General features: G+C 62.7%; 11 protein-coding genes, 2 tRNA genes and 2 rRNA genes. 8 read left to right on the top strand and 7 right to left on the bottom strand.

Annotation, left to right across the window (positions count from 1 at the left end; all coding sequences use genetic code 11):
* The first annotated feature begins 15 nt into the window (after positions 1–15).
* The 4 genes from FAZ98_RS29075 (at position 16) to rrf (ending at position 3,719) form a co-directional block, all read left to right on the top strand.
* A tRNA-Ile gene (locus FAZ98_RS29075) sits at positions 16–92 on the top strand.
* A 46-nt stretch (positions 93–138) separates the two neighbouring features.
* Positions 139–214: transfer RNA gene (locus tag FAZ98_RS29070), tRNA-Ala, on the top strand.
* A gap of 310 nt (positions 215–524) precedes the next feature.
* Positions 525–3,402 (top strand): 23S ribosomal RNA (locus FAZ98_RS29065).
* Between the two features lie 203 nt (positions 3,403–3,605).
* Positions 3,606–3,719: ribosomal RNA gene (rrf, locus tag FAZ98_RS29060) — 5S ribosomal RNA — on the top strand.
* Positions 3,720–4,221: 502 nt separating this feature from the next.
* Here rrf and rpoD read toward each other — a convergent pair.
* The 4 genes from rpoD to FAZ98_RS29040 all read right to left on the bottom strand — a co-directional run bounded on the left by rpoD (position 4,222) and on the right by FAZ98_RS29040 (position 8,377).
* Positions 4,222–6,201, bottom strand: coding sequence for an RNA polymerase sigma factor RpoD (gene rpoD, locus FAZ98_RS29055; protein ID WP_158958566.1), 1,980 nt, complete (start codon positions 6,199–6,201; stop codon positions 4,222–4,224).
* Positions 6,202–6,625: 424 nt separating this feature from the next.
* Positions 6,626–7,213: a class I SAM-dependent methyltransferase gene (locus FAZ98_RS29050; protein ID WP_158958564.1), complete on the bottom strand. Its 588-nt coding sequence runs from the start codon at positions 7,211–7,213 to the stop codon at positions 6,626–6,628.
* Between the two features lie 23 nt (positions 7,214–7,236).
* Positions 7,237–7,674: a GFA family protein gene (locus FAZ98_RS29045; protein WP_158956799.1), complete on the bottom strand. Its 438-nt coding sequence runs from the start codon at positions 7,672–7,674 to the stop codon at positions 7,237–7,239.
* A 352-nt stretch (positions 7,675–8,026) separates the two neighbouring features.
* Positions 8,027–8,377, bottom strand: coding sequence for an XRE family transcriptional regulator (locus FAZ98_RS29040; RefSeq protein WP_158956797.1), 351 nt, complete (start codon positions 8,375–8,377; stop codon positions 8,027–8,029).
* A 79-nt stretch (positions 8,378–8,456) separates the two neighbouring features.
* Between FAZ98_RS29040 and FAZ98_RS29035 the strand changes: the two genes are divergently transcribed.
* The 3 genes from FAZ98_RS29035 (at position 8,457) to FAZ98_RS29025 (ending at position 11,891) form a co-directional block, all read left to right on the top strand.
* Complete coding sequence (locus FAZ98_RS29035; RefSeq protein ID WP_158956795.1) at positions 8,457–9,338, top strand: hypothetical protein; 882 nt, start codon at positions 8,457–8,459, stop codon at positions 9,336–9,338.
* Entirely contained in the window at positions 9,286–9,531 is a 246-nt protein-coding gene (locus FAZ98_RS29030) for a hypothetical protein (protein ID WP_158956793.1), read from the top strand. Before FAZ98_RS29035 ends, FAZ98_RS29030 begins: the two co-directional genes overlap by 53 nt.
* Before the next feature lie 155 nt (positions 9,532–9,686).
* Positions 9,687–11,891: a tetratricopeptide repeat protein gene (locus FAZ98_RS29025; RefSeq protein WP_158956791.1), complete on the top strand. Its 2,205-nt coding sequence runs from the start codon at positions 9,687–9,689 to the stop codon at positions 11,889–11,891.
* Between the two features lie 70 nt (positions 11,892–11,961).
* On the opposite strand, the gene FAZ98_RS29020 is transcribed toward FAZ98_RS29025, so the two are convergent.
* Positions 11,962–12,681 (bottom strand): TetR/AcrR family transcriptional regulator, encoded by a 720-nt coding sequence (locus tag FAZ98_RS29020; protein WP_158956789.1) that lies wholly within the window; start codon positions 12,679–12,681, stop codon positions 11,962–11,964.
* A gap of 197 nt (positions 12,682–12,878) precedes the next feature.
* Between FAZ98_RS29020 and FAZ98_RS29015 the strand changes: the two genes are divergently transcribed.
* On the top strand, positions 12,879–13,547 hold the full coding sequence (locus FAZ98_RS29015) for an O-methyltransferase (protein WP_158956787.1): 669 nt from the start codon (positions 12,879–12,881) through the stop codon (positions 13,545–13,547).
* 171 nt (positions 13,548–13,718) lie between these two features.
* Here the strand turns inward: FAZ98_RS29015 and FAZ98_RS29010 are convergent, their stop codons facing one another.
* Together FAZ98_RS29010 and FAZ98_RS29005 are read right to left on the bottom strand one after the other, a co-directional pair.
* On the bottom strand, positions 13,719–14,978 hold the full coding sequence (locus FAZ98_RS29010; protein ID WP_158956785.1) for a LysR family transcriptional regulator: 1,260 nt from the start codon (positions 14,976–14,978) through the stop codon (positions 13,719–13,721).
* 40 nt (positions 14,979–15,018) lie between these two features.
* Positions 15,019–15,720: a GntR family transcriptional regulator gene (locus FAZ98_RS29005; protein ID WP_158956783.1), complete on the bottom strand. Its 702-nt coding sequence runs from the start codon at positions 15,718–15,720 to the stop codon at positions 15,019–15,021.
* Positions 15,721–16,133 lie beyond the last annotated feature (413 nt).

The raw sequence follows: 16,133 nt of genomic DNA, 5'->3' as shown, positions 1-16,133 counted from the left end.
AGAAGACAGACTCAGGGGTCTGTAGCTCAGTCGGTTAGAGCACCGTCTTGATAAGGCGGGGGTCGATGGTTCGAATCCATCCAGACCCACCACTTTGTCTGAAAGGCAGAGACAGATCCCCGGGTTGTAGCAGTGACTGGGGGATTAGCTCAGCTGGGAGAGCACCTGCTTTGCAAGCAGGGGGTCGTCGGTTCGATCCCGTCATCCTCCACCAATCCTCAATGCCTAGTGTCCGGTTTGAACACAAGCCGGGTATTAAGCATTGGCGATTGAGCCAGTCAGAGCGGTACAACACAGTAATGCGTTGATATCGGCTGTCGTTCTTTAACAATCAGGAAGAAGTAGTAAAGAGATTCATCTGAAAGTGTCTAGAGATGGGCACGAGTAGGTGAATCAGGGTTGTGATTGTATCAATGTATTTTTAAGTGATCGAAAGATCGCCTTGAAATACGGCGCAACACGAATACTCAACCTGTAACGCGTGACTCGCTGTGAGCAATCACACAGAGACACACCCGTTATAGGGTCAAGCGAACAAGTGCATGTGGTGGATGCCTTGGCGATCACAGGCGATGAAGGACGCGGTAGCCTGCGAAAAGCGGTGGGGAGCTGGCAAACAAGCTTTGATCCACCGATATCCGAATGGGGAAACCCACTCCGTATGGAGTATCCATGACTGAATACATAGGTCATGCGAAGCGAACGCGGCGAACTGAAACATCTAAGTAGCCGCAGGAAAAGAAATCAACCGAGATTCCCAAAGTAGTGGCGAGCGAAATGGGACCAGCCTGCATTCTTTATCTGTACCGTCAGCCAAACGCTCTGGAAAGTGCGGCCATAGTGGGTGATAGCCCCGTAGGCGAAGACGGAATGGAAGAACTAGGTATGCGACAAGTAGGGCGGGACACGTGAAATCCTGTCTGAAGATGGGGGGACCATCCTCCAAGGCTAAATACTCGTGATCGACCGATAGTGAACCAGTACCGTGAGGGAAAGGCGAAAAGAACCCCGGGAGGGGAGTGAAATAGATCCTGAAACCGCATGCATACAAACAGTCGGAGCCTCGCAAGGGGTGACGGCGTACCTTTTGTATAATGGGTCAGCGACTTACATTCAGTGGCAAGCTTAACCGAATAGGGCAGGCGTAGCGAAAGCGAGTCCGAACAGGGCGTCCAGTCGCTGGGTGTAGACCCGAAACCAGGTGATCTATCCATGGCCATGTTGAAGGCACGGTAACACGTGCTGGAGGACCGAACCCACTAACGTTGAAAAGTTAGGGGATGAGCTGTGGATAGGGGTGAAAGGCTAAACAAACCTGGAAATAGCTGGTTCTCTCCGAAAACTATTTAGGTAGTGCCTCGTGTATCACCTTCGGGGGTAGAGCACTGTCATGGTTGAAGGGTCCATTGCGGATTACTTCGCCATAGCAAACTCCGAATACCGAAGAGTGCAATCACGGGAGACAGACATCGGGTGCTAACGTCCGGTGTCAAGAGGGAAACAACCCAGACCGCCAGCTAAGGTCCCCAAATATGGCTAAGTGGGAAACGAAGTGGGAAGGCTAAAACAGTCAGGAGGTTGGCTTAGAAGCAGCCACCCTTTAAAGAAAGCGTAATAGCTCACTGATCGAGTCGTCCTGCGCGGAAGATGTAACGGGGCTAAGCCATATACCGAAGCTGCGGATGCACATTTATGTGCATGGTAGGAGAGCGTTCTGTAAGCCTGCGAAGGTGCATTGGAAAGTGCGCTGGAGGTATCAGAAGTGCGAATGCTGACATGAGTAGCGATAAAGGGGGTGAAAGGCCCCCTCGCCGTAAGCCCAAGGTTTCCTACGCAACGTTCATCGGCGTAGGGTGAGTCGGCCCCTAAGGCGAGGCAGAAATGCGTAGCTGATGGGAAACAGGTCAATATTCCTGTACCAGTGTGAAATGCGATGGGGACGGATCGCGGAAGGTTGTCCGGTGTTGGAAGTCCCGGTCGCTGCATCGAAGAAGGCACTTTGGCAAATCCGGGTGCGCAATTCAAGGGTGTGGCGCGAGCGGCCTCGAGCTGCGAAGCAATCGGAAGGGGTTCCAGGAAAAGCCTCTAAGCTTCAGTTTCACATTGACCGTACCGCAAACCGACACAGGTGGGCGAGATGAGTATTCTAAGGCGCTTGAGAGAACTCGGGAGAAGGAACTCGGCAAATTGGTACCGTAACTTCGGGATAAGGTACGCCCCTGTAGCTTGATGCGCCTGCGCGCAGAGGGTGAAGGGGTTGCAATAAACTGGTGGCTGCGACTGTTTAATAAAAACACAGCACTCTGCAAACACGAAAGTGGACGTATAGGGTGTGACGCCTGCCCGGTGCCGGAAGATTAAATGATGGGGTGCAAGCTCTTGATTGAAGTCCCGGTAAACGGCGGCCGTAACTATAACGGTCCTAAGGTAGCGAAATTCCTTGTCGGGTAAGTTCCGACCTGCACGAATGGCGTAACGATGGCCACACTGTCTCCTCCCGAGACTCAGCGAAGTTGAAGTGTTTGTGATGATGCAATCTCCCCGCGGCTAGACGGAAAGACCCCATGAACCTTTACTGTAGCTTTGCATTGGACTTTGAACCGGTTTGTGTAGGATAGGTGGGAGGCTGTGAAGTGTGGACGCTAGTCTGCATGGAGCCGTCCTTGAAATACCACCCTGATCTGTTTGAGGTTCTAACCTTGGCCCGTGATCCGGGTCGGGGACAGTGCATGGTAGGCAGTTTGACTGGGGCGGTCTCCTCCCAAAGGGTAACGGAGGAGTACGAAGGTACGCTAGGTACGGTCGGAAATCGTGCTGATAGTGCAATGGCATAAGCGTGCTTGACTGTGAGACCCACAAGTCGAACAGGTGCGAAAGCAGGTCATAGTGATCCGGTGGTTCTGTATGGAAGGGCCATCGCTCAACGGATAAAAGGTACTCTGGGGATAACAGGCTGATACCGCCCAAGAGTTCATATCGACGGCGGTGTTTGGCACCTCGATGTCGGCTCATCTCATCCTGGGGCTGTAGCCGGTCCCAAGGGTATGGCTGTTCGCCATTTAAAGAGGTACGTGAGCTGGGTTTAAAACGTCGTGAGACAGTTTGGTCCCTATCTGCCGTGGGCGCTGGAAGTTTGAGGGGGCCTGCTCCTAGTACGAGAGGACCGGAGTGGACGAACCTCTGGTGTACCGGTTGTCACGCCAGTGGCATCGCCGGGTAGCTATGTTCGGAAGAGATAACCGCTGAAAGCATCTAAGCGGGAAACTCGCCTCAAGATGAGACTTCCCCGGGGACTAGATCCCCTTGAAGGGTCGTTCGAGACCAGGACGTTGATAGGTCAGGTGTGGAAGCGCAGTAATGCGTTAAGCTAACTGATACTAATTGCCCGTAAGGCTTGATCCTATAACAGGTGTGTGCCGGCAGCCGCCAGTGCGTTAGCACGGAAGGGTGCCCCATCCTGCACAAGGTGCAGGATCTTGGAGAACACGCACGGTTGAGATCGTTGTTGTGCCTGAAACAACACAACCCCAATTAAGCAGCACCTCTTTACGCTTCTTCCCGATTGGCTGTGGCGCACCATAAATGCGACGCAGCAACCCGTCATGCCTGATGACCATAGCGAGTTGGTCCCACCCCTTCCCATCCCGAACAGGACCGTGAAACAACTCCACGCCGATGATAGTGCGGATTGCCCGTGTGAAAGTAGGTAATCGTCAGGCTCCTTATGCTGTAAAGTCGAAACCCCGGTAACTCCGAAAGAGTGCCGGGGTTTCGGTGTTTACGGCGCTGAAATGTGCACGATCCAAGCGTCGGCACGAATACAAAAAAGCCGCCCGGTGAGGCGGCTTTTTTGCTTTTCCGACTAACCCAACACCGAGCCATTTCTTCAATGGCGTCTCAATATCCCGCTTTCACAACTCACACTGATACCGGGATTGATACTGACTTCAATCCATCGGCAATTCAATTCCTTATCGCGCTCCCATCGCTCGAATCGCCGCACGGCAATACCTCATGCCGGTGCGCTTACCCGCATTCAGACGCATGGTATTCAACAAGTTTGCCGCCGATATCGAATTGCCATATTGGCACGCACAAGCCAATAACAAACGCATCCCAACCACGCTCGAAATCGCGTAAATCGCACACATAAAAAAACAGCCGCCCCAAAGGACGGCTGTTTCATCAACTACGCACTAAAACTACAACGAACCCGGCGAATCAACGCTCCAGGAACGGCCGCAGCTTGTCGGCGCGGCTCGGGTGCATCAGCTTGCGCATTGCCTTGCTTTCGATCTGGCGAATCCGCTCGCGCGTCACGTCGAATTGCTTGCCCACTTCTTCGAGCGTGTGATCCGACGTCGTGTCGATGCCGTAACGCATACGCAGCACCTTCGCTTCGCGCGGCGAGAGCGCCTTGAGCGCTTCGTCGATGGCAGCGCGCATGTTGGCGTGGATCGCGGCGTCGGCCGGCGATGCCGAACCTGCGTCCTCGATCATGTCGCCGAGCGTCGCGTCCCCGTCGTCGCCCACCGGGCTTTCGAGCGAAACCGGTTGCTTGGCGATCTTGAGGATGCCGCGCACCTTCTCTTCGGTCATGCCCATGCGCGCAGCCAGATCGGCCGGATGCGCTTCCATGCCAGTCTGTTGCAGGATCTCGCGCGAGATGCGGTTGAGCTTGTTGATCGTTTCGATCATGTGCACCGGCACGCGGATCGTACGGGCCTGGTCGGCCAGCGCACGCGTCACCGCCTGACGCACCCACCACGTCGCGTACGTCGAGAACTTCCAGCCACGACGGTATTCGAACTTGTCCACCGCCTTCATCAGGCCGATGTTGCCTTCCTGGATCAGATCGAGGAACTGCATGCCGCGGTTCACATACTTCTTCGCGATCGAAATCACGAGACGCAGGTTCGCCTTGACCATCTCGCCCTTCGCCTGACGCATCTTCGATTCGGCAGCCGTCATGCGGCGATTGATCGCCTTGATCTGCTGCAGCGACAGCGAGGCCGCCGCTTCGATCTCGGCGAGCTTGCGCTGCTCGGCCTGAACCGCCGGCAGGGCGCGTTCGAGCGACGGACCGTACTTGTTCGACGCCGCCGCGGCGCGCACGCCCCACTCGAGGTCCGTTTCATGACCCGGGAACTGTGCGACGAACGCATCGCGCGGCATGCCGCAACGGTCGACGACGATGTGCAGCACATTGCGCTCGATCGCGCGAATCTGCGCGACCTGCGCCTGCAGCAGCGCGCACAGACGGTCGATGGTGCGAGCCGTGAAGCGGATCGGCGCCAGTTCCTTCTGGATGTCGGCGCAGATCTTCATTTCAGCGGCCGACGCGCGCGCGTTGGCGTCCGTCGTGCAGTTCATCTGCTCGAACAGCGTGCGCACGCGCGCGAAAATCGCGAGACTGTCGGCTTTCAGCTGGGCCAGCAGCGCTTCGTTCGCCTTGGCGTTGTCGGCTTCGCTGGTGTCTTCGTCGTCGGAATCGTCCGATTCTTCTTCGTCCGAGGCTTGCGCTTCGACTTCCTCGTCCGCGTCGGCGTCGGCCGAAGCGGGTTCCTGTGCGGCTTCGTCGCTGCCGATGCCGTCGACGAGTTCGTCGATACGCATTTCCTCAGCGGCCACGCGGTCGGCGTCGGCAAGAATGGTCGCGACGATCGACGGGCATGCCGCGATCGCCTGGATCATTTCCTGGAGGCCGTCTTCGATGCGCTTGGCGACTTCGATTTCGCCCGCGCGCGTGAGCAGCTCGCTCGAACCCATTTCACGCATGTACATGCGCACGGGGTCGGTCGTGCGGCCGAATTCAGAGTCGACGGTCGAGAGCGCGACTTCGACTTCTTCGTCGGCTTCGTCGTCGGCTTGCTGGTCGGCGCGCGAATCTTCGTTCAGGAGCAGGGTGTCGGCGTCGGGCGCCTGTTCGTACACCTGCACGCCCATGTCGTTGAACGTCGCGACGATGGTTTCGAGCGCGGCCGTCTGCGCGAAGTTGTCGGGCAGGTGGTCGTTGATGTCGGCGTGCGTCAAATAGCCGCGTTCACGGCCGAGCTTGATGAGCGCGCGCATTTGATGCTGGCGCTTTTCGAGTTGCGAACCTGCGTCCAATTGAGTCGTGTCGCTGTTCTTGTCTTTCGCCGAGCGGCGTGCGGGGCGGGCAGACGAAGTCAGCACGTCGTCCCGGTCATGGCTTGTCAATACAATCTCCTCGAAGGGATAGCCCGACAAGGGCAAAAATAGGTCACGCGCCAGTGGCGTGGCGTCCTGGCGATGACGAAATTGCAGGGGAGTGGGCGGGGACGCGCGTTGGTCCCGCCAAGCGAGCGCCGCACGAGCGGCAGCCTGGATTTTCGTGCAATGCAGAAAGACCGCGTATGGTAGTGCGTTACGGCATGCGAGGCAACCTGAATCGTGGTGTTTGCGGCACATTGGCGCCGTCATCAGGGTCAGACCACAAGCCGTTACGACTCAAAACACTAAGCGTACTTTCTGCGAGGCCATTTGGACGTCTCACGCGCGCATTGGTTCGCGTAAAACCTGTCTTTTTCGATATGGTGGCGGGAGGCCCCGCCTTCAATACTTCCCCGGTCGATGTCGCGCGCGGATAAGGCGTGGATCGCGCTCAGGCGCGAATGGCGACTATCCGTTGAACGCGTTTGCCCGACGATTGGTTGACCGTGTCCTCGCGTAGCGCGATGGTCGTGCCCGCCAGTGCATCAACGACCAGTGCGGGCTCAAACGCGCTGTAAAGCCGCCCAGCGGCGTCGCGTGCGCTTTCGGCCCCGGAGGTGCGCCAACTGAGGTACAGCACGCCACGAGGCGCCAGAAGCGTCACCAGACGCTTGCAGGCCGCCGCGATCGCTTCGACCGGCAAATGCATGACGACGGTTTCGCACAGCACGTTGTCGAACGTGCGCGTCACGCCTTCCAGATCGGGCAGCGTGGCGAGCCCGAAGTGCCAGGCCGGATAACGGAAGCGGGCTTCGGCGATCAGACCCTCGGAGGCGTCGTAGCCCTCGGCGGGATAGCCGTGGGCGTTGAGCCACGCGACGTCGCGTCCCGATCCGCAGCCAATATCGGCCGTGCGGCCGCCGCGGTGAAAGAAACGGCCGAGATGCGCGTAGAGGTCGTCGGGCGACGGCTGGCCTGCCCATTCGTCCGCGTAGGCCGCGGCGCTTCCCGTATAGGTGTCGATGGTGGTGCGATCCATGTCCGGTGGTCGTCGCTGCGGGGTCACGGTGGAAATTCGTCGTATTGCGGCAGTGTATCGGTGATCGTGAACCACGGCGCTTTCGAACCGACGAAGATATGCGCCGCCGGCCGGATGTCCGGGGTATCGACGAGCGTGCCGAGCGTCACATGTAACCACTTTCCTTCGCGCACCACCGAATAGAGCCGCGAACCGCACACGCGGCAGGTCGCGTCGTGGGCGGCTTGCGGGTCGCCGTAGCAGTGCAGGTCGGCTTCGCCTTGCGTGAAGCGCAGCGCGGCGCGCTCGATGCCCGCGAACGGCTTGAACGCCGAACCCGTGGCCCGGCGGCAATTCGAGCAATGACAGTTGAAGGCGTAGCGGAATGCGTTCGCCACGACGTAGCGCACGGCGCCGCACAGGCATTGCCCGCGTAAAGCGGTTTCGGACGAGGCCCGCGTGGTGTGAATATCGTCTGACATGAGATGGGCGCGAAAAGCCGGGCGTAGGAAGGTCGGCGCGATGAACAAGAAGCGCAAACAGGCGGCAGTGACGAACGCAAACGCGCCTACGTCAACCGGAACCCATTGACGTGAACCGCACGCGCCTACGGTTTCGCGCCGTGAGCGCCCATCTTACGCAAGGCCCGCTTCGGGCGCCGCGAATCCGAAAGGTCACCGCCTATGGGAATCTGACCGGTCCGGTGCCTTCAAAATCGGTTCAAAAGCCACCTGAAAGCCCGTGCCGAGGCGCGCGCAAGCCGCTCCCGGCCTTTGATGCGCCGAAAGGCTCCCATACATGGTTACCTTTCGCGCCCGCTTCTCCCGCAGCGGGTTACCCCGGGCGCTCGCGCAATTCCTTCAATCCGTTGATGACGACGAGCAGCGCCCGCCCGTGCTCCTCCGAGCCGTCCCACGCCTCCACGATCGCGTTGCGCAGCAAATCGTTATAAGCGGCTGCCCTCCCGGACGACGGCGCCCTGACGTTGTAGAAAATGCATAGCTTATTGAATGACGCACTGCGCCGCACACGCCGCCCGCTAGAGGCACGCAAACGCGAAACGGTAGGTTGACTTACTCCCGAAAGACGCGCGATTTCGCTGGCAGAGCGCGCATCTGCCGTGAGTCTTCGCAGCAATTCCTCAACGGGAAAATGAGCCGATAAATGAGTGTCAGGGGCTTCCATGTCATGCATTATACATATACAGTAACGGTTATTGAATTGCTCGCGAAACTCGCGGGCGGCAGCATTCCCGAGGAAGTCGATGGCACTGAAACACCTACCGCCCACGTTTTGCTGGTCCCGCATCGGGGCCGAGGCAGGCGCTGATCTCCCTACGCTCGTCCTGCGCAAGGAGTGGGAGCGCCGGCAGGGCGGCGGGCGTTTCCTGTGGGGGATCGGTCAGTCGCTCGGCAGCAGCGCGCAAGTCGCTGCGCTGCGTACCGGTTCGCTGCTCGCGTTGTTTTCGGCGGCGGCCAGTCGTGCGCGCGGCGAGGGTCGGCGCGGCCAGAAGCCGGACGTGCTGGTGTGGAACGCGTGGGTCGACGCGGGCGGTCAGGTGCGGCAACTGCCGCAGCACGTGTTCGTCACGAGTGCGGCTACGCTGCCCTCCGGGGCGGCGCGCGAGCAACACTACGCGCTCGTGTGCGTGTCGCCCACGGAGCTGAGCGTCGGCAGTTCGCTGCGCGTGCATCCGGAGCGCTTGCGCAGCGTGAGCACGGGCAAGGCGCCGAGCCCCTCGCAGGGCACCGTGGTGGTCGACTGCATCGAGCGGGCGGGCGAGGCGGGCGGCAAGCATCATCCGCTCGTCTTCACGGCGGAACTCGAGGCGCCGTATTTCGTGCGTCTCACGCAGCCCACGCTCGTGAAAGCGCGCGAACTCGCGGCCATCAACGAGGCGTCGCGCATGGGCGACTTCGAGACCTACGCCGACCTCACCCGCCGTCAGCGCAGCAAGCCGCTCACGCTGCATAGCCGCGGCTACACGCGCGATCTCTTCGACGTGCCGCCGGCCGACCACGCTTCGTCGCGGCTTGGCGCACGCAAGGTCTCCTTCGCCGGAGACTGGACCCAGCTCACGATGGAACTCCTGCATGGCGATTCCCACCCCTTCGCGCGAAGCCGAGGCTGCGCAACGCTTTTTTGAGGCCAGCCGCAACGTCGAGCGCGCGTTTCGCGCGTTGCGCGGCGAATCCCGCGAGTTGCCCGCGGCGTTGACGCATGGCGTCGCGCAATCGCGGCTCGATCGTGCGCTCGACGAGCTCGCGCACGCACAGGCCTGGTTCGATTCGGTCACGGATGGGCAGGCGCGTGCCGATGCCGGGCATCGGGACCATTGAGGTTTCCGCTCCGTCCCGCCCTTGGAGACAGACGGGCGCGCATCCATTGCCTCGTTTTGAGACGGCGCGATAATCGGTTGTTATGCGTTTATCGCCTCGCCCACGCACGCGCGTGAATCTTCACGCGATGTCGCGCCGTGGCAGCGTCCCCGTCCATGTCCGATTCCCCTGTTCCCGAAGCCGCCGCCCCCGGCGCGCAGCCGACCTTTGTCGATGCCCTGGCCGCCTGGCAGCGCGGCGACACGGCAACGGCGCGTGCGCTGTGCGAGCGCCTGATCACCGCTGATCCGCGCGACGCCAACGCGTTGAATCTCGCCGGCCTTATCGAAGGCCCGCGCGACCGGCTCGCCGCCCGCGCGTTCTTCGGCCGCGCGCTCGCCGTGCGCGAGGATCCGGGATTCCTCGTCAACCTCGCCACGACCTGCCACAGCGCCGCCGACCGCGACTTCGCCATCCGCGCGTTGCAGCGCGCGATCGAGCTGCGGCCGCACGATCCCGTCGCGCTCAACAATCTCGGCCATCTCCATGGCGAAGCGGGCGATTGCGCCCAGGCCACGCCGTGTTTCGAGCGCGCGATCGCGCTGGCGCCCGCGCACGCCGCCATTCACTTCAACTACGGGACGATGTTGTTCAAGGCGCGCGAATTCGCTCGCGCGGAAACGGTCTTGCGCCGCACGCTCGAACTCTCGCCCGCGCATGTCGACGCGTGGAACAATCTCGCGCAGGTGCTGCTCGCCACCCATCGGCACACCGAGGCGCTGGCCGCGCTCGAACACGCGTACACGCTCGCGCCCGATTCCGCCGACGTGCTCACGAATCTCGGCTGCGTGCTGCTGGACGCGGGCCGGATCGACGAAGCGCGCGCCGCGCTCGAACGCGCCTTGCAGCGCGAGCCGGGCCGCGTCTCGGCCTGGAACAACCTCGGCAATCTGCTGATGCAGGTCGGCCGCCTTGATGAAGCGCGCGCCGCGTTCATGCGCGCAATCGAACTCAAGCCCGATTTCGCCGACGCGCTCCTCAATCTCGGCAACGCGCACAGCAAGGCCGGCAGCATCGAGGAAGCCATTGCCTGCTATCGCCGGGCGTTGGCGGCGAATCCCACGCACATCGGCGCGCACAGCAATCTGCTCTGGTCGCTGATGTTTGCCGGGGACGACGCTCTCGCGCTGCGCGCCGAAGCCGAGCGCTTCGCAACGCGGCACGAAGCGCCGCTGCTGGCCGCGAGCGCGGCGCAGCGTCACGCGAACCCGCGCGACGCCAGACGGCGCCTGCGTATCGGTTATGTGTCGCCGGACTTCCGCAACCATTGCCAGTCGCTGTTCATGACGCCGCTGCTGCGTCATCACGATCACGCCGCGTTCGAGATCGTCTGTTACGCGCTGGGCACGCGCCGCGACGCGGTGACCGCCCAGCTCGAGCGTCATGCCGATGTCTGGCGCGACGTGGGCGAACTCGACGACGCGCGTCTCGCGCAGCAGATTCGCGACGACGGCATCGACGTGCTGGTCGATCTCACGATGCATATGGACGGCGCGCGGCGCCTGCTGTTCGCCCGGCGGCCCGCGCCGGTGCAGGTGGCGTGGCTCGCGTATCCGGGCACGACGGGCAGCCCGGCGATCGGCTGGCGCCTCACCGACCCGTGGCTCGACCCCGCGAACGCGCCGGAGATCGACGCGCAATACACCGAGCGCTCGCTGCGCCTGCCGGACACGTTCTGGTGCTACGACTCGCTGGCGCACGATCTGGAACCGAACGCGTTGCCCGCACTCGCTGCGGGTCACATCACGTTCGGATGCCTGAACAATCCGTGCAAGCTCACGGACACCACGCTCGCGCTCTGGTCCGGCGTGTTCGCCGCATTGCCCGGCGCGCAACTTATGCTGATGGCGCCCGAGGGCAGCGCGCGCGAGCGCTTGACGCAGCGGCTCGCCGCGCACGGCATCGACGCGGCGCGCGTGCGCTTCAGCGGTTTTCAGCCGCGCGAGGCGTATTTGCGCACGTACCGGCAGATCGACATCGCGCTCGACACGTTTCCCGCCAACGGCCACACCACGAGCCTCGACGCCCTGTGGATGGGCGTGCCCGTGCCCACGCGCTACGGGCGCTCGGCCGTGAGCCGCGCCGGACTGTGTCTGCTCGCGAACCTCGGCTTGCCGGAACTGGCGGCGGCCAGCAACGCTGGATACGTCGCTGCCGTCGTCGCATTGGCGCGCGACCTGCCGCGCCTCGCCGCGTTGCGCGCGGGTCTGCGCGCGCGCATGGCAGCCTCGCCGCTCATGGACGGCGCGCGTTTCGCACGCAACATGGAAGCCGCGTATCGGCAGATGTGGAGCGCGTGGTGCGCGGAAGCGCCGTGCTGAGCTAAGCGGGCGATTCTCGCTGCGCGGCGCGTTGGGGAGCGGGCTTATCGGCTGAACGGCGCGCCGCGATTCACCGTGGCGTGGCCACGAAACTCGCCACCGCTTCGCGCGCGTGCGCGGCGACCTCGGCCATCTCGGGCAAACGACGATCGGCGATGGCCGCGATCAGCGGCGTGCCGATCACCGCGCCGAACAGCATGCCAGCGAGGCGGTTCTCGTTGACGGGCGCGAGACGCCGGCACGCGACGAGCGCCGCGATGCGCGCTTCGAGCCACCGCTTGCAGTGCTCGACGCCTTGCTCGTAATACCGCTGACGAAGCTCGGGAAACCGATGCGATTCCGCAATCACGAGGCGTGCCAGAGTCACGTGGCGTACGTCGAGCACGTAGTGCGCGATGGCGTCCAGCGCGGCTTCGAGCGCGTCGTGCGTGCTCGCGGCGGCGTCGATCTCGTGCGGCAGGCCCGCGAACGTTTCCATGTTCCCGACGAGCGAGCGAAACAGGTCTTCCTTGGTGGGAAAGAGTTCGTAGAGCGTGCGCTTCGACGTTTCGCATACGCGCGCGATGTCGGCCATGCTCGTGTCCGCGTAGCCGGTCTCGCTGAAGAGACGTTCGGCGGCGCTCAGGATTTGCTCGCGGCGCACTTCACGCGAGACGGTGACGGGCCGGCCGCGGCCGCGGCCGCGTGCGACGGGCGCGGGCGTGTGACCGGATTCGCGTTGCGGGTCGCGATCGATCTCGCGATGGGTATCGCAAGCGGTTTCGGGGTCGGTCGGCGTAGAGGAATCCAAAAGGCACCTTGAGCGGGGAGCGGCCGTTCGCGCGAACGAAAAGCCAGCGCACTCATACTATCAAAAATGGTTATCGGCTACGTGACAGGTGTGTAACGTGGCACGAAACCGCGCCAGGCGGCACGGCGGCGAACCTGCGTCGCGCGCGGCGGCTGCGTTAAGCTGGGTCCGACGCTTTTTCGACCAGGAGCAGGACGATGAACGAGGTAACGTGGCAGGCCGTAGACGACTGGTTCTCCGATCGCTTGATCGGTCCCGACAAAGCCCTCGACGACGCGCTCGCGGCGAGCGCGAAAGCGGGGCTGCGCGCGATCAATGTGGCGCCGAATCAAGGCAAATTCCTGCACCTGCTCGCACGTATGAGCGGTGCGCGGCGCATTCTCGAAATCGGCACGCTGGGCGGTTATAGCGCGATCTGGCTCGCGCGCGCGTTGCCCGCGGACGGCCGCATGATCTCACTCGAATACGCGCCGGAGAATGCCAGCACGGCGCGCGCCAACCTCGCGCGCGCGGGGCTCGACGCGCAGGTCGAAGTCATCACCGGCGCGGCTATCGATTCTCTTGATGCGATGATCGCGCAAGGCGTGGCGCCGTTCGATTTCGTTTTCATCGACGCGGACAAAAACAACTATCCGCATTACCTCGAACGCGTGCTGAAACTGTCACGCGCGGGCACCGTGATCGTCGCCGACAATGTCGTGCGCCATGGCCGCGTGATCGACGCCACGCTCGGCGACGAAGACGTGATTGGCGTGCGCGGCTATGTCGAGCGGTTGCAAGCGAACGAACGGCTCGACAGCACGGCGTTGCAGACCGTGGGCAGCAAGGGCTGGGACGGTTTTTCGATCACGATCGTGGGCGCGTGAGGCGTACGCCGGTTTTTCATCGGCACAAAAGCCAAGGCCCGGCTGCGTGAGCGGCCGGGTCTCCTGACCGGTGATGCGGGTTGGCGGAGCGGCTGTCTGTGGCCGGCGCGGAGTTGGCAAGACCAGAGCGTGGCAAGACCAGCGTGGTGCGGCCAGCCTGGTGCGCCGCCCTCAGCTCGCCAGCCGGCCTTCGATCACCCGCGTCATGGGCGCGACGTCGGCCACGGCGAGCCGCAATGCGTCGATCAACGCGCGCGCCGCCGGCGACGGCGCGCCTTGCGCGCGCAGTGTCAGGCCGATGTCGCGCCGCGTGTGCTGCAAGGGCACGTCGAGTATCGTCAGTTGCCCCGACTCGATCTCGTAGTGCAATTGCTGCGCGGAGAGCGCGGCGACCATGTCGGTGCCGAGCAGCAGGCCGCGAATCACGGCGAGATCGGCGGTTTCCACCGTGGGCATCGGCGGCTTGAGCTTGAAGCGCCGGAACTGGGCTTCGAGCAACCCGCGTTGCGGGGAATTCGCGCGCGAGAGAATCCATTGCGCGTTGCGCAGGTCGTTGAGCGTGAGACCGTGCGCCTTCGCGAGCGGATGATCGCGGCGCGCGAGCACGACCATGTCTTCCGACATCAGGCGCTCGTTGGCGAGGCCGCTCGCCGCATCGTTTTCGCGCAGCGCGCCCAGCACGAAGTCGATATCGCCCGCGCGCAGGCCCGCGACGAGCAGATCGTAGGCGCTTTCGTCGGTGACGACGCGTACGCCCGGATGCTGCGCCGAGAGCCGCGCGATCGCCGCGGGCAGGATCAGTGTGCGGCCGAGCGGCAGCGCGCCCACCGTCACCGAACCCTGAATGTTGCCGTGCAAGGCGGCGATATCGTCGGGCACGTGGCGCAGTTCGTTGAGCGCGCGGCGCACGTGCAGCAGGAAGGTCTCGCCTTCGGCCGTGAGCAGCACGCCGCGCGGCCCGCGGTGGAACAGCGTGATGCCCGAGCCGCTTTCCAGCACGCGCATGGCACTGCTCACGGCGGGCTGACTGATGCCGAAGGCGTTGGCCGTGCTCGGCATGTGACGATGCCGCGCGAGCGCGACGAACAGTTGCAGGCGCCGCGTGTTGAGCAGATAGGCGGGCAGCGTGCCTTCGCCGAGCGCGCGCCGCCGTGCCTGACGCGCGGCGCACCATTGCGCGAGTTCCTCGAGTTCGCCGAAGATGCGCGCGCAACGATCGAGCACGACGCGGCCCACGGCCGTGGGCAGCATGCCCGAAGGCTTGCGCTCGAAGAGCGGCGCGCCGAGCGCGGTCTCGAGTTCCTGCACCGAGCGCGTGACCGCGGACTGCGCACGATAAAGCGCCGACGCGGCGCGCGTGGCGCTGCCCGTGTCGGCGACGAGTCGAAAGGCGCGCAGATGCGCGAGGTTGAGAAGTTCGGGCTGGCTCACGGCGCGATGATGTCGTTCTGGAGTGAAGTCGTGCCGGCGCTCACGCAGCGCCCGCGATCAGATGCAGTCGATCGACGGAGAGATTGAGGCTTTCCTTCGAGATATGCGTGTGTTCTTTCATGAGCGCCTCGACGCGCGCGCCTTCGCCGTTGACCAGCGCGCCTACGATTGCGTGGTGCTGGCGGTGCGCATAAGACAGCATCATGAACTGACGCTCGCGCGCCTTCTTGTCGAACACCACCGTGCCCGGCGAGACGAATGGAATCTTGTCGTTGAGTCCGAGCGCCGCGCTCACGGCCAGATTTTGCGCCGCTTCCACGATCAGCGTGTGAAAACGGCCGTTCATGTCGGCGTAACGCGTTTCGGCGTCGCTGTCGAGCGCGCCGGCCGCGAAGATCGTGTCGCCTTCGCGCAGGCAGTCTTCGAGCGCGCGCGCGAGCGCCGTGTCCACGCCGCGTTCGGCGAGCGAGCGCGCAGCGAGGCCTTCGAGCACACCGCGCACGTCGATGGCGTTGAGCACGTCGGTTACCGAAAAGCGCCGCACGATATAGCCGCGCGCGCCCGTGCGCTCGACCAGACCTTCGGTGGCGAGCACGGAAAGCGCATAGCGCAGCGGCGTGCGCGAAATGCCGAGGCGTTCGGCGAGCTGCGCTTCCACGAGCCGTTCGCCGGGCGCGAGTTCGCCCGAAAGAATGCGCGTGCGTAGCGCCTGCACGATGGTCTGCTGGGTGGTTTCGTTCATCTCCTGCCTGCTTGGGTCTCGGTTCCGGGCGATGGCTGCGCCTGATTCGCGCGCGAATGGCTGCCGTGCCAGGGGCGCGGCGACACGGCGCGTGGCAAGCGTGCCACAGCCCGGCTTGCGAGTTTGTTCTTTTCCTATCTGTTTCCTTTATGTCGAGCGGACGGCGCGAAACGGACGCGCTGCTCGGCGGAAGGGTTTCAGGATACCAAAAACCATTGCGGCACGTGGGTTTGCACGCAGGAAGCGCTCGAGAAAAATTCTTTCAAGACCTTATTTCAAGGGGAAAATAGTAAATATTGGTGGTTAACCCTGACTTACCTCAAACGCCGGGTTTTTGTAATTTCGTATCCCAATTGACGGATTGGCGCGATTGGAAGAGGCGCCAGATCCCGAGCGATCACTATGCGTATCGC

The sequence above is a fragment of the Paraburkholderia acidisoli genome, assembly GCF_009789675.1.
GTDB classification, from domain to species: Bacteria; Pseudomonadota; Gammaproteobacteria; order Burkholderiales; family Burkholderiaceae; genus Paraburkholderia; species Paraburkholderia acidisoli.
This window is presented reverse-complemented; position numbering and strand designations above follow the sequence as displayed.